Source organism: Bacillus sp. D48C, from assembly GCF_053345735.1.
Window position 1 is genome coordinate 32,052 of record NZ_JBKFAQ010000008.1, and the last position, 19,935, is coordinate 51,986.

A 19,935-nucleotide genomic window follows, 5' to 3' on the forward strand; every position below is an offset into this window, starting at 1 on the left:
TTTTGTCTTAATCTTTAGTTGTTGTATTCTATCTTTTCTAGTAACTGCATATGCTTAATAAAAAATGCATAGGGAGGACTAGAGAGATGGCGACAACAAGACAAGATGCTTGGACTGATGATGAAGATTTGCTTCTGGCAGAAGTAGTACTCCGGCATATTCGAGAAGGTGGAACACAACTTTCTGCCTTTAAGGAAGTGGGAAAAAATTTATCACGTACACCAGCAGCATGTGGATTTAGATGGAATTCTTACGTAAGAAAGCAATATAAAGAACGTATTGAGGAAGCAAAGCAACTTCGTAAAGTAGAAAATTATGAAGTGAAAGAGACGAAGGTGTTAGAACCTACGTCAATTACGTTGAATGATGTTATTGACTTCTTGCAAAATTATAAAGATGAAAACTCTTTAACGGTGTTGCAACAACAAGTTGAATCATTACAAACAGAAAGAGAGCGTCTTCTGGAGCGATTATCAGTATATGAGGAAGAGTATAGAACATTACTTGATTATATCGATCAAAAAAGAAGTGTAATGGTAGTGGAAAGAAACAACGCTCGCTCGAATGAAAAGTTAGAGAAGCTTAAGAAATAAAAAACAGCTGTTATACAGCTGTTTTTTTTATTTATTTATTTATTAAGCCGATTCTTCGTTTGTAACCGCATTCAAATTTGTTTCTGGATGCCAAATATAAAAATCTCCATCAGTTACTGATACGGGGTTGAAACTTAATTTATCCCAAAAACCAGATGAATGAATACGCGCTATCGTTTTAATAGGAAATTGCATTTGTTTCGCATGATTTACAAGCATTTGCCCGAATCCTTGTTTTTGAAAAGTTGGTAATACTTCAAGTTTATAAAGTTCTAGGTAAGGACCTGTAATTTCGAATGGTTCTCCGCCGTTTCTTTTCATATATAGACTCATACGTGCAATTAGTGATCCGCCATAATAAATACCGTAAAATGGAGATTCACTGTCGTTTTCAATAATGTTTGCTTGCAATTCTTCCAGCATAGATAGTTCTTGGGCTCCGCACCCTTTAAATTTTTTAAATTCATCTAACGTTTTATAATTGATGAGCAAGCGCTCAACTTTTGGGAATCCCATTACATCACATCCTTTTCTTATCTCGTTGAATGCAGAAAAGTAAAAATATTTACAATAATAGTATAACTCATTTTTTTATTTTTATGAAGAAGATAGTATATTTCTTTTATTATTTTTTTGAGGATTTGCTAAACTAAGAGTATAAGTGTATTAATAGGCAGTATATACGTAGTGAAAAATGAGAGTGTATTTGTTTGGCAGAGGACAACGAAATTATAGGGCGTGCTCATGTACTTTAAAAAGATATAAAAAAAGGGGGGCGGCAAGGGCGCTTAATGTGAATCCCTTGTGTGAAAATGAAAATTGGAATTGTCGGACCAGGTGCTATTGGTCTATTGTATACATTTTATTTACAAAAAAGTAACCAAAATGTTACGTTGTTTACAAGAACAGCTAAGCAGGCTGAAGAGTTAAATGAAACAGGTGTAACTTGTATTAGAGATAGAACATGTGAAACAGTATATCCATCTGTTTTACCGATAGAAAGTATGGTAGCGCAAAATTTAGATTATATATTTATTGCTGTGAAGCAATATCATATAGATGACATACTACCGTTTGTGGAAGGGGCAGCATCATTAATCTTTTTGCAAAACGGAATGTCACATCTTCAAAAGATGCTGAACATAGGGTGTGAAAATATAGCTGTTGGTATTGTAGAACATGGTGCGAAAAAAGAGGGAGGGCATATCGTTCATCATACTGGAGTTGGGGTAACGAAATTTGGAGTGGTTTGTGGTCAATCTATACATTTCGAAAGTGTATTCCATTCTTTTCCCGTGTCTTATTTTCCAGTTCAAATAGAAACGGATTGGAAAGAGATTATGCATAAAAAATTAGTGGTAAATGTATGTATCAATCCGTTGACGGCGTTATTGGGAGTTAAGAATGGTGAATTAACCAAGAATCGTTTTTTTTATCAAATGATGGAGCAAGTGTTTCAGGAGGTCGCCTTTCTTATTAGAGGAGAAAAAGAGATGGTATGGCAAATGGTACGCAATGTGTGTGAAGGAACGTCTCGTAATACATCCTCTATGCTAGCCGATGTAAGAGCGAATAGACAGACGGAAATTAATGCGATTGTTGGATATGTATTAGAAGAGGCTAAGAAACAGCAACGACCAGTTCCGACACTTCAATTTTTGTTCGATGCAATAAAAGGGTTAGAAACAAGAGTATAAGTGTTATTCTTTGCTTTTACGTGAAACATTGACTACAATGTGGATTGGTGAGAGAACTGGATACGAAAGGAAGAATTATATGGAGATAAAAGAAATCTCTGTTCCGCAACAAGGTGTTGTAGCGGACTATATGAACGGTAAAAAAGAGATACAGTCATGTTTTGATTATATGTTAACAGAAGATGCTTTTAAACAGCGTTTACATGATTTGCGTGAAAGGGAGTTTTTCCGCCAAGATGTAGTAGCGCATTTATTAGAATATAATACAAAATTACAAGCGGGAGAATCTACACTTCAAAATGTAAAAGCGCTTGGAGATGAAAATACATATGTTGTAATAGCTGGACAACAAGCGGGGTTATTAACTGGACCGCTTTATACAATTCATAAAGTTATTTCAATTTTAAAGCTTGCAAAGGAAAAAGAAGAAAGTTTAGGGGTGAAAGTTGTCCCTGTCTTCTGGATTGCGGGTGAAGACCATGATATGGATGAGATTAACCATACTTTTTTAGCGAAAAATAAAAAGATGAAAAAAACTATTTTTTATGATCGTAATCCGAAAAAGGCGAGTGCTTCTGAGTCTGAACTTTCTGTTGAAGATTGTAGAAATTGGATTGAAGAGATTTTTAAAACATATCCAGAAACAAATTTTACAAAGGATGTATTAAAATTTGTTGATGATGCTTTGGAAAAATCGAATACGTATGTAGATTTCTTTGCTCATCTTATTACGAAAATCTTTGCTAATTCTGGTTTAATCCTTGTTGATTCACATCATCCTGAATTAAGAAAGTTAGAAATTCCATTTTTTAAGCGAATTATAAGTAAGTATAAAGAGGTACAAGAGGGCCTTCGTAATCAGCAGGAAGTAATTAAAGAACTAGGATACAAACCGATTATTGAAACGAAGTCTCATGCAGTGCATATATTTATGGAAATAGATAATGAACGAGTATTGCTTGAAGAGCATCAAGGTAAGTTTGTTGGAAAGGATGGGGCGCATTCATTTTCATACGAAGAGTTGATTGAAGAGATGGAGAGAAATCCGGCACGTTTTAGTAATAATGTTGTAACACGTCCTCTTATGCAAGAGTATGTATTTCCTACGCTCGCATTTATTGGAGGTCCAGGGGAATTAGCTTATTGGAGTGAATTACAACAAGTATTCCATACTGTCGGTTTTCAAATGCCACCTGTCGTTCCTCGTCTTACAATTACTTATGTGGAGAGATGTATAGCGACAGATTTATTCGATCTGCAATTGAGAGAAAGTGATCCGTTTTTAAATGATGTCGATAAACTGCGTGAAAACTGGTTGTCTAATCAAATAGAGGAACCGATTGATAATCATTTTGAAAAGGCGAAAAAAGAAATTGCCGATATTCATACATCTTTACAGCAATTTGTAAAGAAAATAGAGCCGGGGTTAAGTGCGTTTGCAGGGAAAAACGAATTGAAAATTAATGAACAAATTGAACTGCTGGAAAGAATGTTGAAAAGAAATGTTGAGAAAAAGTATGAGGTTCAGCTAAATAAATTTCGCCGTATACAATTCGCACTTCGTCCATTAGGTGCGCCGCAAGAACGTGTGTGGAATGTATGTTATTATTTAAATCAGTTTGGTTTGGATTTCGTTGATCGTGTAATGGAAAACCCTTTTTCTTGGGACGGAAAACATCATGTTATAAAACTATAAAATCTTGCTCCTTGGAGCAGGATTTTATTTTTATTCCGTTGAATTTACTGTGAAGTGATTTTTTTCTGAATTATCAATCAAAAAAATAGATGTGATAATTGTGTTGGATACTTAAATATATGACAAAATAGCACAAAATGTAAACGTATTATTCGCTTTTTCGCCAGTTTTTTATTTAAATTCCCGCAAAAGATGATAAAATTTAGTATATAATAAAAGAAAATAGCGATTTGTATAGTATGTTGCCTTTATTGGTAAGTTAAATGAGTCGTTCTTTCGTATTATTTCATTCTCTAAGCGTGAAAGATGTGTTTAGAGGAAGGGATACATTCAACATAATTAATTGGAAAAAGAGTAGGTGCAACAATGTTTAAACACGTAACAGTGCTTTTAAAGGAAACAGTAGACGGCTTAGATATAAAGCCAGATGGTACATATGTAGATTGTACACTGGGGGGAGGAGGACATAGTTCTTATTTATTATCCCAATTAACTGAAGGTGGAAAATTAATAGCGTTTGATCAAGATGAGATAGCGATTCAAAACGCGAAAGAAAAGTTCTCTTCATACGGTGAACAGTTTATAACAGTAAAGAGTAACTTCCGCTATTTAGCTGAAAAACTGCAGGAAATAGGTATAACAGAAGTAGACGGTATTTTATTTGATTTAGGTGTTTCATCCCCACAATTAGATACACCAGAGCGAGGCTTTAGTTATCATCATGATGCACCGTTAGATATGCGGATGGATCAAGATGCCCCATTAACAGCATATGATGTTGTAAATAGTTGGTCATATGAACAACTTGTAAGGATTTTCTTCCAATACGGTGAAGAGAAATTTTCAAAACAAATTGCAAGAAAAATTGAAGCTTATCGTGAGAATAAAGCTATTGAAACGACAGGAGAATTAGTAGAGCTAATTAAAGAAGGTATTCCGGCTCCTGCTCGTAGAACTGGTGGGCATCCTGCTAAGCGAGTGTTTCAGGCAATTCGTATAGCTGTAAATGATGAATTAAAAGTATTTGAAGAAGCATTGGAATCTGCTATTGAGATGGTTAAGCCAGGTGGAAGAGTTAGTGTTATAACATTCCATTCATTAGAAGATCGTATTTGTAAAACAACGTTTAAGCGAAATAGTACAACGCCACAATTGCCGCCAGGATTACCGATTATTCCTGATGAATTTAAGCCAAAATTAAAGCTTATTACAAGAAAACCGATTTTACCTTCTGATATAGAGCTAGAAGAAAATAATCGTGCGCGTTCTGCGAAGTTGAGAATCGCTGAAAAACGATAAAAGGGAGAGAGAGGTATGACTAATTTAGCTGTAAAGTACAAACAACAAGCGCAAGAAGAGGTGCAAATTCAAACGCCCCCACAGCAGATGGTTAAGCCGAAAGTTAAAGCGAAAATTACAAGAATCGAAAAACTGTTGTATGTAGCGTTTATTGGCTTTTTATTGTATGCCTGTGTCGCGTTTATTGGAAATAAAGCAGGCCTTTATCAAGTTAATGTAGAAGCAGCGACGATAGAAGAAAAAATTGTACAGCAGCAAAAAGAAAATCAAGAATTACAAGCTGAAGTAGAGAAGTTAAGTCGCTATGAACGAATCGCTGAAGTTGCAAAAAAACACGGGCTAGAAATTAATGCGAATAATGTGAAAGGCCTCAAATAAGGCAATAGGTGTGAAGGAACGATGAAGAAGAATATGACTAAATTTCATACCAATAAGGGAGCAGGTTATTTTATGATATTTTTCCTCCTGCTCTTTTTGCTGTTATTAGCCCGATTTTTTTACATACAATCAACAGGAACAGTTCATAATCAAGATTTAGATGCACTTGCTAAACAAAAGCATAGTAAAACAGGAGTTCTTGAAGCGAACAGAGGAACCATTTATGATCAAAACGGTCATGTGTTAGCACAAGACGCAAACTCTTATAAAATAGTAGCCGCCCTAAAAGGTGCTAACTCTGTTGAGAATAAAGAAGATACTGCAAAGAAAATTGCAGGAGTACTTGGAAAAGGCGAAGAGGATATTTTAGCTTCTTTAAATAAGGAAGGTAGAAGTCAAGTCGAATTTGGAACGTTAGGTAAGGATTTGACGAAAGAAAAGAAGGAACAAATAGAAGCGTTGAAGTTGCCGGGAATATCTTTTATTACAGAAAATGCAAGGGTGTATCCAAACGGTGATTTCGCATCTTACGTTATAGGTCATGCAAAACCAAATGAGAATGGAACCTCGGTAGGTCAATTTGGCATAGAGAAAAGCTTGGATAAATATTTAAGTGCTTCTAACGGAGAAGTAGCATATACAGGTGACCGTAAAGGTGTGTCTCTTGATGGTGGAAAAGTTAATGTAAAGGCACCTAAAAATGGAGATAACGCGTATTTAACAATTGATCACCGTGTCCAAAGTTATTTAGAAGACGCGATGAAAGCAGCAAGTAAGCAATATGAACCAGAAAGTTTAATAGGGATTGTTGCAGATCCGAAAACTGGAAAAATATTAGCGACGTCTACTAAACCTAGTTATGACCCTAATGATCGTCAAATTAAATATTTCTTCAATGACGCAATTGCCAATGCATTTGAACCTGGATCAACAATGAAAATTTTCACGTTAGCGGCAGCTATTAATGAAGGTGTGTACAAAGGGCAAGATTATTATCAGTCCGGGACATATCAAGTCGGAAATAGGAAAATAAAAGATCATAACGGCGGTGCTGGTTGGGGCTCTATCACGTTTGATGAAGGGGTAGAACGTTCTTCAAACGTAGCGTTTGCAATTTTAGGAGATCAAAAACTTGGTCCAGAACGTTTCCGAAAATATATTCATAGTTTTGGATTAGATGAAAAAACGAACATTGATTTATCAGGTGAAGGATCGAATACAATTTTATTTGATCAGCAAATACAACAAGTGACAACAGCTTTTGGACAAGGTTCCACTGTAACACCAATTCAGCTTGTACAAGCTGCAACAGCTATTGCAAATGATGGGAAAATGATGAAACCTTATGCAATTGATAAAATTGTAGATCCGATAACAGGGAAAGTAAAATTAGAACATAAGCCAGAAGAAGTAGGAAAACCTGTTACAAAGGAAACAGCAGCGCAAGTAAGACAGTTATTAGAACGTGTTGTTACATCTCCGAAAGGTACAGGGACAGCTTATAAAATTGATGGATATTCAGTTGGTGGTAAAACAGGTACAGCGCAAATTCCGGATGGAAAAGGCGGCTATATGACAGGAAGACAGAATTATATATTCTCATTCTTAGGTATGGCACCAATGGACGACCCACAACTTGTTGTTTATGTAGCTGTAAAACAGCCGAAATTAAAAGATGATGAGAACGGTGCACAGCCTTTAGCTGATATTTTTAAATATGTAACAAAAAATAGTTTAGAGTATTTAAAGATTAAGCCAAATGAAGTGAAAGATCCGAAAAAACATCTGAAAGAGCAACAAACTACTGTTCCAGATGTAACTGGTAAAACGATGGCTGAAGCGGGGAAAGCAATTGATAAAGCAAAACTTCGTCCAATCGTATTAGGTGAAGGGAAAGTACAGCAACAAGTACCAAAAGCGACTGAACAAACATTGAAAGGCGACCGAGTCTTCTTGGTAGGAGATAAGCCTACAATGCCAAATATACAAGGATGGGCACTGCGTGATGTTATGAATTTAGCGAAGACATTACAGCTTAACTTGAAGCCTTCTGGTACAGGATACGTAACAGAACAAAGTGTGGCGGAAGGAACATTATTACAACCTGGTACAGAATTAGGTGTCACACTCGTACCGCCACTCGAACCACAACAAGAAGCAGAAAAGCCGTAATGGTAAAAGAGAAGAAGTTCTAATTAAATAAGTACAAGCATATATTGGAACAAGCTAGGCGTAAGGGAGGCTTGTTCCGATATGCGTGTATCAAATGTAACAGTTAGAAAACGACTTATTTTTATACTTATATCAGGTATACTTATCTTCACTATTATCGATATTCGTCTTGGATATGTGCAATTTTTTCTTGGGAATATGTTAACGGATCGTGCGAAAGATTCATGGAGTCGTAATATTACTTTTGAACCCGAACGTGGGAAAATTTTAGACCGAAATGGTGTGGAACTTGCCACGAATAAAAGTGCTCCAACTGTCTTTGTTGTACCGAGGCAAATTGAAAAACCAGCAGAGACTGCAGAGAAGTTAGCTGCAGTATTAGGTGTGGAAAAAGATGAGATTTATAAGAGGATTACAAAAAAAGAATCGATTGTAAGGTTAGATAAAGGCGGAAGGAAAATATCACATGACAAAGCGAAAGAGGTACGAGGCTTAAGTTTGAAGGGCGTGTATATCGCAGAGGATTCTATCCGGTACTACCCATTTGGGAATTTTTTATCACATGTATTAGGTTTTGCAGGTAGCGATAACCAAGGTCTTATGGGACTAGAAAAATATTATGATAAGGAGCTAAATGGGGACAAAGGTCATGTGCGTTTTTTTGCAGATGCGAAAGGACAAAGGATGCCTAATGTTGGTGATGATTTCAAAAAACCAGAAGCTGGTTTAAATTTAGGATTAACAATCGATGCGCGTATTACAAGGATTATGGAAAGAGAAATGAATATTGCGGAGTCAACTTATAATCCAGACGGTATGATTGCGATTGCAATGAATCCTAAAAATGGTGAAATTTTAGGTATGTCTAGTCGGCCGAGTTTTGATCCAGCGGATTTTCAAAGTGTCTCTCCAGAAGTGTATAACAGAAATCTACCTGTGTGGAGTACGTATGAGCCTGGTTCAACATTTAAGATCATTACATTAGCTGCAGCATTGAATGAAAATTTAGTAGACTTAGAGAAGGATACGTTTTATGATGATGGAGCAGCTGAAGTCGGTGGAGCTAGATTGAAATGCTGGAAAGCAGGAGGTCATGGCAGTCAAACGTTTTTAGAAGTCGTTCAAAACTCATGTAACCCGGGATTTATTGAACTTGGTGATCGCCTTGGTAAAGACCGATTATTTAAATACATTCGTAATTTTGGTTTTGGGCAGAAGACTGGAATTGACTTGCAAGGTGAAGGCAGTGGGATTTTATTTAATTTAGATAAAGTTGGTCCAGTAGAGCAAGCAACAACTTCATTCGGCCAAGGGGTTTCTGTTACACCAATTCAACAAGTAGCAGCTGTAGCGGCGGCTGTAAATGGTGGAACATTGTATCAGCCGTATATAGCTAAGGAGTTTATTGATCCAAAAAATAATCAAGTTGTTAGTAAAAAGACACCTGTTGAGAAAAGAAAAGTTATTTCCAAGGAAACTTCAGAAAAAGTTCGTTATGCATTAGAGAATGTTGTAGCGAAAGGTTCTGGTAAAGGAGCTTATATTGATGGATATCGTGTAGGTGGAAAAACGGGTACTGCTCAAAAGGTGAAAGATGGTAAATATTTAGAGAATAATTATATTGTATCTTTTATCGGATTTGCTCCAGCGGATGATCCAGAGATTGTTGTGTATGTTGCTGTGGATAATCCAAAAGGGGTTACACAGTTTGGTGGAGTGGTAGCAGCTCCAATTGTTGGGAATATCCTTCGAGATGCTCTTCCTGTTATGGGAGTGAAACCGAGAAAAGAACAAGTTGAGAAAGAATATAAATGGGGCGATACACCAACTGTGGAAGTTCCGAATTTAATTGGAATGAAAAAGAAAGACTTACAAACACAACTCGTCGATTTGCAGCTTGATATAAGTGGAGATGGAGAGAAAGTAATTAAGCAATCACCAGAAGCGGGAGCTAAAGTAAAAGAAGGCTCAAAAATTAGAATTTACTTCGGGAATTAAAGGTAACATAGTATGTTTTATGGTACAATTGGTGGAAGTGAGTTCTTTATAGAACAGTTACTTAATGTGAGACAATAAGTGTCTCATTCATAAATAGGCCAGTAGCACTTACCTCCTTATATAGGAGGTAATGTGTTGCTTACTGAAAAAAAGATAAATAAACAATGTAGAGAGGGTTTAGTGAAATGAAGTTGCATACACTTTTATCATGTTTGCATGATTTTCCAGTTGTTCCAAAAGAAAATCCAGAAATCACATCTATAGAAGCTGATTCACGTAAAGTGAAAGAAGGAAGCTTATTTGTATGTATGAAAGGATATACGGTTGATAGCCATGATTTTGCTAAGCAAGCAGCGGCACAAGGAGCGGCTGCTATTGTTGCGGAAAGACCAATTGATGTTGACGTTCCAGTTGTACTTGTGAAAAATACTTTTCGTTCGTTAGCGGTTTTAGCTGATTATTTTTATGGTCAACCGACACACAAGTTACATTTAATCGGAATTACAGGTACAAATGGAAAGACAACAACATCGCATATTATGGATGAGATTATGCGAGCACATGGTCATAAAACAGGGCTAATTGGGACGATTAATATGAAAATCGGTGATGAAACATTTGAGGTGAAAAATACAACACCAGATGCACTAACACTTCAACAGACGTTTTCAAAAATGGTTGAACAAGGTGTGGACAGCACGGTAATGGAAGTTTCGTCACATGCGTTAGATCTTGGTCGTGTACACGGATGTGATTACGATGTAGCGGTGTTTACGAATTTAACACAAGATCATTTAGATTATCATAAAACGATGGAAGAATATAAACATGCAAAAGGGTTACTATTTGCACAGCTTGGCAATAGTTATAATCATAATCGTGAAAAGTACGCTGTGCTGAATAGCGATGATAATGTAACAGAAGAGTATATGAGAAGTACTGCAGCAACAGTTGTAACATATGGTATTGATACAACAAGTGACATTATGGCAAAAAATATCGTTATGACGAGTGGCGGGACTACATTTACGCTTGTCACACCGTATGAAAGTGTAAATGTTACGATGAAATTAATAGGTAAATTCAATGTATATAACGTACTTGCAGCAACAGCAGCAGGACTTGTTTCGGGTGTGAAATTACAAACAATCATTGCTGTTATAAAAGAACTAGCTGGGGTTCCAGGACGTTTTGAAGTTGTTGATGGCGGACAAAATTATACAGTTATTGTTGATTACGCGCATACGCCGGATAGTTTAGAAAATGTATTAAAAACTGCAAAACAATTTGCAAAAGGTGATGTGTATTGTATCGTTGGTTGTGGCGGCGATAGGGATCGAACAAAGAGACCGATAATGGCAAGTGTTGCAACAAAATATGCAACTCATGCAATTTATACATCAGATAATCCAAGAAGTGAAGATCCAGCGGCTATTTTAGATGATATGGTACAGGGTGCAAGTGGGAATAATTATGAAGTGATTATTGATAGAAAAGAAGCGATACACCATGCGATCGCTAATGTGAAAGCAGATGATATCATTATTATTGCTGGTAAGGGTCATGAAACGTATCAAATTATTGGTAAAGAAGTTCATCATTTTGATGATCGTGAAGTTGCGAAAGAAGCAATTACAGGGCGTTTAAACAACGAAGAGTAACAACGTGAGAGGAGGACTACATGTGCTTGAGCAAGGTTTATTAGTAACGGCTGGGGTAGCATTCTTAATTTCTGTTGCCCTTTCGCCATTGTTTATTCCATTTTTAAGAAAATTAAAGTTCGGACAGAGTATTCGTGATGAGGGACCAAAGTCACATCAAAAAAAATCAGGGACACCGACAATGGGCGGTATTGTCATATATGTATCTATGATGGTCACTTCACTTATTATGGCGATTAAGTTTAATCATTTAGGTGCAGAGGTTTCGTTATTATTATTAGTGACATTTGGTTATGGATTGATTGGATTTTTAGATGACTACATAAAGGTAGTTAAGAAGAGAAATCTTGGTTTAACATCAAAACAAAAATTAGTAGGTCAGCTTGTTATTGCTATTGCGTTCTTTTTAATTGGAAAAGGGCAAGCATTTCACACATATATCATGATTCCAGGTACGGATGTTAAGTTTGAATTAGGTTGGGCGTATTTTGTACTTGTGCTATTTATGCTAATCGGTGGCTCGAATGCGGTTAACTTAACTGATGGTTTAGATGGTTTATTATCAGGAACAGCGGCTATTGCATTTGGAGCATTTAGTATTATTGCAGTAGCGCAAGAACAATTTGGAGTTGCGATATTCTGTATGGCAGTTGTCGGAGCAGTACTGGGATTTTTAGTATTCAACGCGAATCCAGCAAAAGTATTTATGGGGGATACAGGTTCCTTAGCTTTAGGTGGAGCTATCGCAGCTGTAGCAATTTTATTAAAACAAGAATTACTACTTGTAATTATTGGTGGAGTATTCGTAATGGAAACTTTATCTGTTATTATTCAAGTTATTTCGTTTAAAACAACAGGAAAACGTGTCTTTAAAATGAGTCCATTACACCACCATTATGAATTATGTGGTTGGTCAGAATGGCGCGTTGTTGTAACGTTTTGGTCTGTAGGATTTTTATTAGCTGTGTTAGGAATTTATATCGGGGTGTGGATGTAATTGAAAACTGTAACTGAATTTCAAAATAAAAATATTCTTGTATTAGGCATTGCAAAGAGTGGTTATGCAGCAGCTACTTTGTTGCAAAAATTAGGGGCGAATGTCATTGTAAATGACGGAAAGCCTTTAGCAGACAATGTACTTGCTGCAGAATTACAAGCAAAAGGAATGGACGTTGTATGCGGTGGCCATCCTTTAGAATTATTAGAGAGAAATATTTCTCTTGTCGTTAAAAATCCAGGAATCCCGTATTCTAATCCAATATTAGTTGCTGCGAAAGAAAAAGAAATTCCAATTGTTACGGAAGTTGAATTAGCATATCGTATTTCAAAAGCACCATTTGTTGGAATTACAGGGTCTAATGGTAAAACGACGACAACAATGCTGACATTTGAAATGTTAAAAGAGGGGCAAAAGCATCCTGTTATTGCAGGGAATATAGGAACTGTAGCTTGTGAAGTAGCACAGGATGCAAAAGAAAATGAAGTTGTAGTTACAGAGCTTTCATCGTTCCAATTGATGGGAGTAGAATCGTTCCAACCTAAAATTGCAGCGTTCTTAAACTTATTTGAAGCCCACTTAGATTACCATGGGACGAAGAAGGAATATGGTTTAGCAAAAGCAAATGTTTTTAAAAACCAAACAGAAAACGATTATAGTGTAATAAATGCGGATGATGCAGATGTGATGGAGTTATCTGCGGATACTAAAGGTCAAAAAATCCTGTTTTCGACAACGAAAGAAATTGAAGATGGTGCGTGTATAAAAGATAACGCTCTTTATTTCAAAGGTGAAAAAGTTGTTGAAGTAAGTGATATCGTTTTACCTGGTCAACATAATCTAGAAAATATTTTAGCTGCGATGAGTATTGCGAAATTATTAGGTACTTCTAATGAAGCAATTACGGTCGTGTTAAAACGTTTTACTGGTGTAAAACATCGTTTAGAATATGTAACAACGATTAACAACCGTAAGTTTTATAATGATTCAAAAGCAACGAATATGTTAGCGACTGAGAAAGCACTATCTGCGTTTACACAACCGATTGTGTTACTAGCAGGTGGGCTTGATCGCGGAAATGAATTCGATGATTTAATTCCGTATTTCAAAAATGTAAAAGCGATTGTAACATTTGGACAAACAGCTCCCAAACTAGTAAGAGCGGCAGAAAAAGCGGGATTAGATATAATTGAAAGTGTCGATACTTTAGATGAAGCAGTGGTGAAAGCTTATGCTCATTCTAAAGAAGATGATGTTGTTCTTCTTTCTCCAGCGTGTGCAAGCTGGGATCAATTTAAAACATTTGAAGAAAGAGGAGACATTTTTATACAAGCTGTGCATAAACTTATATAAAGTAAATCAAAACATCAGTAGGCTAACACCTACTGATGTTTTGTTACATAGGGCAAAAGGTTCTGCCTAAAGAGGTGGTGTTTGTGGGTAATGAAGAAAACGCCTGATTTTATTCTCATCATCGTAACACTTTCATTGTTGACAATCGGAATGATTATGGTTTATAGTGCGAGTGCAGTTTGGGCCTCTTATAAAATGGGGGACTCATTCTTTTTTGCCAAAAGACAATTACTGTTTGCGGGTCTTGGTGTAGTAGCTATGTTTTTTATTATGAAAATTGATTATTGGGTGTGGCGTACGTATTCAAAAGTAATTTTGCTAGTTTGCTTCATTCTTCTTATTCTCGTTCTTATTCCTGGAGTAGGTCTTGTTCGAGGAGGAGCACGAAGTTGGATTGGGATCGGAGCATTTTCGATTCAACCGTCAGAATTTATGAAGTTTGCGATGATTATTTTCTTGGCAAAGTTTTTAGCGGAACGGCAAAAATTGATTACATCTTTTAAACGTGGTTTATTACCGGCTCTTAGTTTTGTGTTTCTTGCTTTTGGGATGATTATGTTACAGCCAGACCTTGGGACAGGAACGGTAATGGTTGGGACATGTATCATTATGATATTTATTTCGGGAGCGAGGGTCTTTCACTTTGCGATGTTTGGTTTGCTTGGTGTAGCAGGGTTTGTAGGGTTAATCGCATCAGCACCGTATCGAATGAAGCGCATTACATCATATTTAGACCCGTGGGCAGATCCGCTTGGAAGTGGATTTCAAATTATCCAATCATTACTCGCAATTGGACCCGGTGGATTATTTGGACTTGGGCTTGGACAAAGTAGACAAAAATTTCTTTATTTACCTGAACCACAAACTGACTTTATATTTGCAATCTTATCCGAGGAATTAGGTTTTATTGGTGGTTCATTTGTGTTATTATTATTTAGTCTATTATTATGGCGCGGGATTCGTATCGCATTAGGAGCGCCAGATTTATATGGTACGTTTTTAGCAGTAGGTATTGTGGCGATGATTGCGATTCAAGTAATGATTAATGTTGGTGTTGTAACAGGACTGATGCCCGTTACGGGTATTACCTTGCCGTTTTTAAGTTATGGTGGATCAAGTTTGACATTAATGTTAATGGCAGTAGGTGTATTATTAAATATAAGTCGCCATTCTCGCTACTAAACCCTGTTTATAAGACAGGGTTTTTCGTATGTGTGTAAAAATGCAATATGTATATAGAAATAAATATAATGGAAATAAGAAAAGAGAAGCGGAGGAGTTAGTAGTGCGTGTATTAGTGAGTGGTGGGGGTACTGGTGGTCATATTTATCCAGCTCTTGCTTTAATTAGAGAAATAAAAAAGTTAAATCCAGAAGCAAGATTTTTATATATTGGTACGGAAAATGGACTAGAGAGTACAATCGTTCCAAAAGCAGGTATACCATTTCAATCTATTGTTATAAGCGGATTTAAACGAAAAATATCATTAGATAATGTGAAAACAGTAATGCGTTTTCTAAAAGGTGTACAGGATAGTAAACGATATATTCGTCGTTTTAATCCGGATATCGTAATTGGAACGGGTGGATATGTATGTGGACCAGTTGTATACGCTGCAGCCAAATTAGGTATTCCGACTATTGTACATGAACAAAATAGTGTACCAGGTGTAACGAACAAATTTTTAAGTCGTTATGTTGATAAAGTTGCTGTTTGTTTTGAAGCAGCTACAGAGCATTTTCCAGAGTCAAAAGTGGTAATGACAGGTAATCCGCGAGCATCAGAGGTAATGGATCAAAATGGAATGAAAGGGAAACGTTCAGTTGGGCTTTCTCTTCCTAAAAAGTCTGTACTTATATTTGGTGGAAGTCGTGGGGCTAGACCGATTAACGATGCCTTCGTTGAAGCAATTGAACAGTTTGGGAACAAAAGCTACGAAATACTATATGTAACAGGTGAAGTACATTATGACAAAGTGATGGAAGCCGTGAAGCAAAAAGGGAACCCGAACAATGTTATTATTAAGCCGTTCATTCATAATATGCCAGAGGTACTAACTGGTGTAGACCTTGTTGTTTCAAGGGCTGGGGCAACAACACTTGCAGAATTAACAGCGTTAGGAAAACCAAGTGTGTTAATACCGAGTCCGTACGTAACAAATAATCATCAGGAAAAGAATGCACGTTCAGTTGTTGATAAAGGAGCGGCAAAAATGTTACTTGAAAAAGATTTAACAGCTGAAACACTTATTCGTGATATTGATGAGATTTTATTGGATGCACAAACATTACAAAATATGAAGCTAGCTGCTAAGAAACTAGGTATTCCAGATGCAGCAAATAAGCTGTATGAAGTAATGAATAAGCTTGTAAAAAAATAAAGTGAGGCTTTAATCAGTGGGGAGTGATTCTCTCTCGTTGATTATTACCTTTCACTAATCGGATGTTTACTGGCATCCCGATACCGCCTAACTTCTTTGTTACCGCCGAATTTTGATTTAGGAGCTGTAATGCCCGTAAATAGAGGGATAACGTTAGGTGAACGCCCTGCATATTATTGTCATAAGGAGACTTAATATGGGGGAGATTGTCTATGGAACAATTAGTAAATGAGCTTATAGAAGCAGACGTTGGTCGTGTTTTAGTTAACGAGTCGTTAGCGCGTTATACAACTATGAAAATAGGTGGACCAGCGGATATTTTAATTGTGCCTAAGCATGTAGCTGGTATTGAAAAAACATTACAGTTAGTAAAGCAATACAAAACGAAGTGGACTGTAATTGGGCGCGGTTCAAACCTTCTTGTATCTGATCGAGGCATAGAAGGTGTTGTTATTCGTTTAGGAGAAGGATTAGATCACTTAGAGGTCGAAAAACATAAGGTAAGAGTTGGTAGTGGATATTCTCTTATTAAATTGTCAACTTTACTTAGTCGTCAAGGGTTAGCTGGATTGGAGTTTGCAAGCGGCATTCCAGGAAGTGTCGGTGGTGCAGTATATATGAATGCAGGTGCACATAAATCGGATATATCGAGTGTATTATCGAAGGCTCTCATTCTGTTTGAAGACGGTACAATTGACTGGTTAACGAATAAAGAACTGGAGTTTTCTTATCGGGCATCTGTATTGCAAACGAAACGACCTGGTATTGTTTTAGAGGCGGAGTTTCAATTACAGGCGGGAAAACGTGAAGAAATTGTACGTAGCATGCAAAATAATAAAGATTACCGCCGTGAAACGCAACCATGGAATCACCCGTGTGCAGGAAGTATATTTCGGAATCCAATCCCACATTTTGCAGGCGATTTAGTAGAAAAAGCAGGGCTTCGTGGTTATAGGATTGGTGGAGCTCAAATTTCTCAAATGCATGGCAATTTTATTGTTAATACCGGGGGAGCTTCAGCGCAAGATGTATTGTCCTTAATTGAATTAATAAAACATACAATTAAGGATAAATTTGATGTAGATATGCACACAGAAGTAGAAATCATTGGAAGATAACGGTTATTCGTTCCGCTCATTATCATTTATGTTATAATAAGAAGATAAGAACGGCATGAGGAACATGCCGTTCTTTATGTTACATAGGGGGATCGTACATGAATAATAGTAAAGTGATTAAACTACAAGATCGTGTACCAAAATTGAAAAATCAAAAGAAAAAAAACAAAAAAAATGTTAATCATCGATTGATTTTATACATATCAATTTTATTTTTATTAGTGCTCTTTTTAATTTATTTTCGGTCTCCGCTTAGTAATATAAAAAAGATTAGTGTGTTTGGAAATCATTATATGACGGATGAGCAAGTAATGAAGGATTCAGGCGTGACATATGATACAAGTTATTTCCGAGTGACAGCACATAAAGCTGAAGAAAACTTAACGAAGCGAAAAGAAATTAAAGCAGTAAATGTAAAAAAACGTTTTCCAAACAAGATTGATGTTCATATTGAAGAATATTTAACGATTGGTTATATAAATAAAGAGGGAAAATTACAACCGTTATTAGAGAATGGAAAAACACTTGATGTACTACCTAATGGAAAACTTCCTGTTGCAGCACCGATTTTCGAACCTTTTAAAGAAGAGAAAATGAAGGAGTTAATCGCTGAACTAGAAAAATTAACACCAGCTATTTTAAAATCTATTTCGGAGATTCGCTATTCTCCAACGAATGCGAATGAAGATCATCTTACTTTATATATGAATGAAGGTTATGAAGTGAGCACTACGATTCAAAATTTCGCAAAACGTATGGAAGCCTATCCGCTTATTTTAAAAACAATTGAGCCAGGTAAGAAGGTATTAATTGATTTAGAAGTAGGTGCATATACGAAAGAATTAGGTGCGGAAGAAAAAAAAGAATAGAATGGTAGTTTTCGTTGCTTATAGCAGAAAAAACAAAACAAACGTTCTATTATATGCATACGAATTTAGAAGAATGGTTCATTTGATGAAAAATATGTAAAAATTCTTAGATTCATACTAGTATTGGTACAAGTTTCACTTTTCTATGAGTACATCTTAGTGTAGACTTATACTTGGCGGTAAACTTTACACTCGAAATAGAATTATTTCAAGATAAGCAGTTATTCATAGTTTACTGCGATATTCTTAATTGAATGCTAAATAAAAATAAGAAAAATATAGGGTTAAAAAAGGGAAACGTATAAAGACGTTGAATATTTTTCTTATAAATAGTAAAGTTGCGATTGTTGTTCCATATATTGAGTTGTATGGTATAAATAAAGAAGGAGGTGCCAAAGAATGAACAGCAATGAAATATATGTTAGTCTTGACATCGGTACATCCAATGTTAAAGTCATCATTGGTGAAATGGTTAATGACAGCTTAAACATTATTGGTGTTGGAAATGTAAAATCAAATGGTTTAAAGAAGGGATCGATAGTTGATATAGACGAGACTGTTCGATCAATTAAAAAAGCAATTGAACAAGCTGAGCGTATGGTGGGAATCCATATTGAGCAAGTTGTAGTAGGTGTCAATGCAAACCAGGTACAGCTACTTCCTTGTCACGGAGTAGTCGCTGTTTCAAATGAAGATCGTGAAATCGGGAATGAAGATGTCTTACGCGTTCTAGATGCAGCACAAGTTGTGTCAATTGCTCCAGAACGTGAGTTTATTGATGTGGTACCTCGACAGTTCATCGTAGACGGTCTTGACGAGATTAACGATCCACGCGGGATGATCGGTGTAAGATTAGAAATGGAAGGTACACTTATTACAGGCTCGAGAACTTTACTACATAACCTACTTCGTTGTGTAGAAAAAGCAGGTCTTGAAATTGTTGATATTTGTCTTCAACCTTTAGCGGCTGCAACAGTTGCTATATCTTCAGATGAAAAAAATAGAGGAGTAGCCCTTGTTGATATGGGGGGAGGATCTACAACTTTATCTATTTTTAAAGACGGAGAGTTACAAGCGACGAGCGTATTACCATTAGGTGGAGACCATATAACGAAGGATATTGCAATTGGGTTGAAAACTTCAACAGAAAATGCAGATCAAATTAAGTTGAAATATGGACATGCTTTTTATGATACAGCATCTGAAGAAGAGATGTTTACGGTTCCTATTATGGGAAGTGATCAAACAGAACAATATTCTCAGTTGGAATTATCGGATATAATAGAGGCTCGTGTAGAGGAAATTTTAATGTTTGTTCAAGATGAAGTGCGTAAGTTAGGAGTAAAGCAAGTGGCTTCTGGTTATGTACTAACTGGCGGAATTGCTTCTATGCCAGGTGTTCTTGATCTTGCATATGATATTTTACATGAAAATGTTCGTGTAGCAACTCCTGATTATATTGGTGTGCGTGAGCCCCAATATACAAGCGGAGTTGGATTAATTAAACATTCTTATCAAAAAGCTAAATTACGTGGGAAAAATGTGCAGGAAAAGCAAGAGCATTTTGAAACAGTACCAGCACCAGCACCAACGCCGGTACAACAGCAACCTGCGAAACAAAAAACTCGTAATCAAAACAATAATAATCAAAATGATGACCGTATGATGTCAAAAGTAAAACGTGTATTCCGTTATTTATGGGATTAAAATTGGACACGAAAAAT

16 protein-coding genes are annotated in these 19,935 nt (G+C 36.3%); 15 read left to right on the forward strand and 1 reads right to left on the reverse strand.

Going from position 1 to position 19,935, the window contains the following annotated elements; translation table 11 throughout:
• The first annotated feature begins 86 nt into the window (after positions 1–86).
• Positions 87–593, forward strand: coding sequence for an RsfA family transcriptional regulator (locus ACLBXA_RS19110; RefSeq protein ID WP_000246470.1), 507 nt, complete (start codon positions 87–89; stop codon positions 591–593).
• Between the two features lie 42 nt (positions 594–635).
• Here ACLBXA_RS19110 and ACLBXA_RS19115 read toward each other — a convergent pair whose 3' ends face one another.
• A complete protein-coding gene (locus tag ACLBXA_RS19115) occupies positions 636–1,109 on the reverse strand; it encodes an N-acetyltransferase (protein WP_000506698.1) in 474 nt (157 codons plus the stop codon).
• Between the two features lie 296 nt (positions 1,110–1,405).
• Here ACLBXA_RS19115 and panE point away from each other — a divergent pair, with 296 nt between their 5' ends.
• The 14 genes from panE to ftsA all read left to right on the forward strand — a co-directional run bounded on the left by panE (position 1,406) and on the right by ftsA (position 19,918).
• Entirely contained in the window at positions 1,406–2,290 is an 885-nt protein-coding gene (gene panE / locus ACLBXA_RS19120; protein WP_002082267.1) for a 2-dehydropantoate 2-reductase, read from the forward strand.
• 79 nt (positions 2,291–2,369) lie between these two features.
• Positions 2,370–3,986 (forward strand): bacillithiol biosynthesis cysteine-adding enzyme BshC, encoded by a 1,617-nt coding sequence (gene bshC / locus ACLBXA_RS19125; protein ID WP_000403044.1) that lies wholly within the window; start codon positions 2,370–2,372, stop codon positions 3,984–3,986.
• Between the two features lie 366 nt (positions 3,987–4,352).
• Entirely contained in the window at positions 4,353–5,285 is a 933-nt protein-coding gene (gene rsmH / locus ACLBXA_RS19130; RefSeq protein WP_000472508.1) for a 16S rRNA (cytosine(1402)-N(4))-methyltransferase RsmH, read from the forward strand.
• 15 nt (positions 5,286–5,300) lie between these two features.
• Positions 5,301–5,663, forward strand: coding sequence for a cell division protein FtsL (gene ftsL / locus ACLBXA_RS19135; protein ID WP_000182806.1), 363 nt, complete (start codon positions 5,301–5,303; stop codon positions 5,661–5,663).
• A 21-nt stretch (positions 5,664–5,684) separates the two neighbouring features.
• Entirely contained in the window at positions 5,685–7,835 is a 2,151-nt protein-coding gene (locus ACLBXA_RS19140; protein WP_000739962.1) for a penicillin-binding protein, read from the forward strand.
• 81 nt (positions 7,836–7,916) lie between these two features.
• Positions 7,917–9,833: a stage V sporulation protein D gene (locus ACLBXA_RS19145; protein ID WP_001266235.1), complete on the forward strand. Its 1,917-nt coding sequence runs from the start codon at positions 7,917–7,919 to the stop codon at positions 9,831–9,833.
• Positions 9,834–10,018: 185 nt separating this feature from the next.
• Positions 10,019–11,494, forward strand: a complete 1,476-nt coding sequence (gene murE / locus ACLBXA_RS19150; protein ID WP_000766291.1) for a UDP-N-acetylmuramoyl-L-alanyl-D-glutamate--2,6-diaminopimelate ligase — start codon at positions 10,019–10,021, stop codon at positions 11,492–11,494.
• Positions 11,495–11,516: 22 nt separating this feature from the next.
• The gene (gene mraY, locus ACLBXA_RS19155) at positions 11,517–12,491 is read left to right on the forward strand and encodes a phospho-N-acetylmuramoyl-pentapeptide-transferase (protein WP_000893058.1); all 975 of its coding nucleotides are present in this window, start codon (positions 11,517–11,519) and stop codon (positions 12,489–12,491) included.
• The gene (gene murD, locus ACLBXA_RS19160; RefSeq protein WP_000860096.1) at positions 12,492–13,844 is read left to right on the forward strand and encodes a UDP-N-acetylmuramoyl-L-alanine--D-glutamate ligase; all 1,353 of its coding nucleotides are present in this window, start codon (positions 12,492–12,494) and stop codon (positions 13,842–13,844) included.
• Positions 13,845–13,934: 90 nt separating this feature from the next.
• Positions 13,935–15,026: a stage V sporulation protein E gene (gene spoVE, locus ACLBXA_RS19165; RefSeq protein WP_000753521.1), complete on the forward strand. Its 1,092-nt coding sequence runs from the start codon at positions 13,935–13,937 to the stop codon at positions 15,024–15,026.
• Between the two features lie 103 nt (positions 15,027–15,129).
• Complete coding sequence (gene murG, locus ACLBXA_RS19170) at positions 15,130–16,224, forward strand: undecaprenyldiphospho-muramoylpentapeptide beta-N-acetylglucosaminyltransferase (protein WP_014894899.1); 1,095 nt, start codon at positions 15,130–15,132, stop codon at positions 16,222–16,224.
• Between the two features lie 212 nt (positions 16,225–16,436).
• Positions 16,437–17,342 carry a UDP-N-acetylmuramate dehydrogenase gene (murB, locus tag ACLBXA_RS19175; RefSeq protein WP_000437031.1) on the forward strand — a complete coding sequence of 302 codons (906 nt, stop codon included), beginning with the start codon at positions 16,437–16,439 and terminating at the stop codon, positions 17,340–17,342.
• A 98-nt stretch (positions 17,343–17,440) separates the two neighbouring features.
• Complete coding sequence (gene divIB / locus ACLBXA_RS19180; RefSeq protein WP_001065791.1) at positions 17,441–18,211, forward strand: cell division protein DivIB; 771 nt, start codon at positions 17,441–17,443, stop codon at positions 18,209–18,211.
• A gap of 399 nt (positions 18,212–18,610) precedes the next feature.
• The gene (gene ftsA / locus ACLBXA_RS19185; protein WP_001087559.1) at positions 18,611–19,918 is read left to right on the forward strand and encodes a cell division protein FtsA; all 1,308 of its coding nucleotides are present in this window, start codon (positions 18,611–18,613) and stop codon (positions 19,916–19,918) included.
• Positions 19,919–19,935 lie beyond the last annotated feature (17 nt).

Coding starts and splice junctions, on each gene's coding strand:
- ACLBXA_RS19110 (WP_000246470.1), top strand. CDS start 87: ATGGCGACAACAAGACAAGATGCTTGGACTGATGATGAAGATTTGCTT.
- ACLBXA_RS19115 (WP_000506698.1), bottom strand. CDS start 1,109: ATGGGATTCCCAAAAGTTGAGCGCTTGCTCATCAATTATAAAACGTTA.
- panE (WP_002082267.1), top strand. CDS start 1,406: ATGAAAATTGGAATTGTCGGACCAGGTGCTATTGGTCTATTGTATACA.
- bshC (WP_000403044.1), top strand. CDS start 2,370: ATGGAGATAAAAGAAATCTCTGTTCCGCAACAAGGTGTTGTAGCGGAC.
- rsmH (WP_000472508.1), top strand. CDS start 4,353: ATGTTTAAACACGTAACAGTGCTTTTAAAGGAAACAGTAGACGGCTTA.
- ftsL (WP_000182806.1), top strand. CDS start 5,301: ATGACTAATTTAGCTGTAAAGTACAAACAACAAGCGCAAGAAGAGGTG.
- ACLBXA_RS19140 (WP_000739962.1), top strand. CDS start 5,685: ATGAAGAAGAATATGACTAAATTTCATACCAATAAGGGAGCAGGTTAT.
- ACLBXA_RS19145 (WP_001266235.1), top strand. CDS start 7,917: ATGCGTGTATCAAATGTAACAGTTAGAAAACGACTTATTTTTATACTT.
- murE (WP_000766291.1), top strand. CDS start 10,019: ATGAAGTTGCATACACTTTTATCATGTTTGCATGATTTTCCAGTTGTT.
- spoVE (WP_000753521.1), top strand. CDS start 13,935: ATGAAGAAAACGCCTGATTTTATTCTCATCATCGTAACACTTTCATTG.
- murB (WP_000437031.1), top strand. CDS start 16,437: ATGGAACAATTAGTAAATGAGCTTATAGAAGCAGACGTTGGTCGTGTT.
- divIB (WP_001065791.1), top strand. CDS start 17,441: ATGAATAATAGTAAAGTGATTAAACTACAAGATCGTGTACCAAAATTG.
- ftsA (WP_001087559.1), top strand. CDS start 18,611: ATGAACAGCAATGAAATATATGTTAGTCTTGACATCGGTACATCCAAT.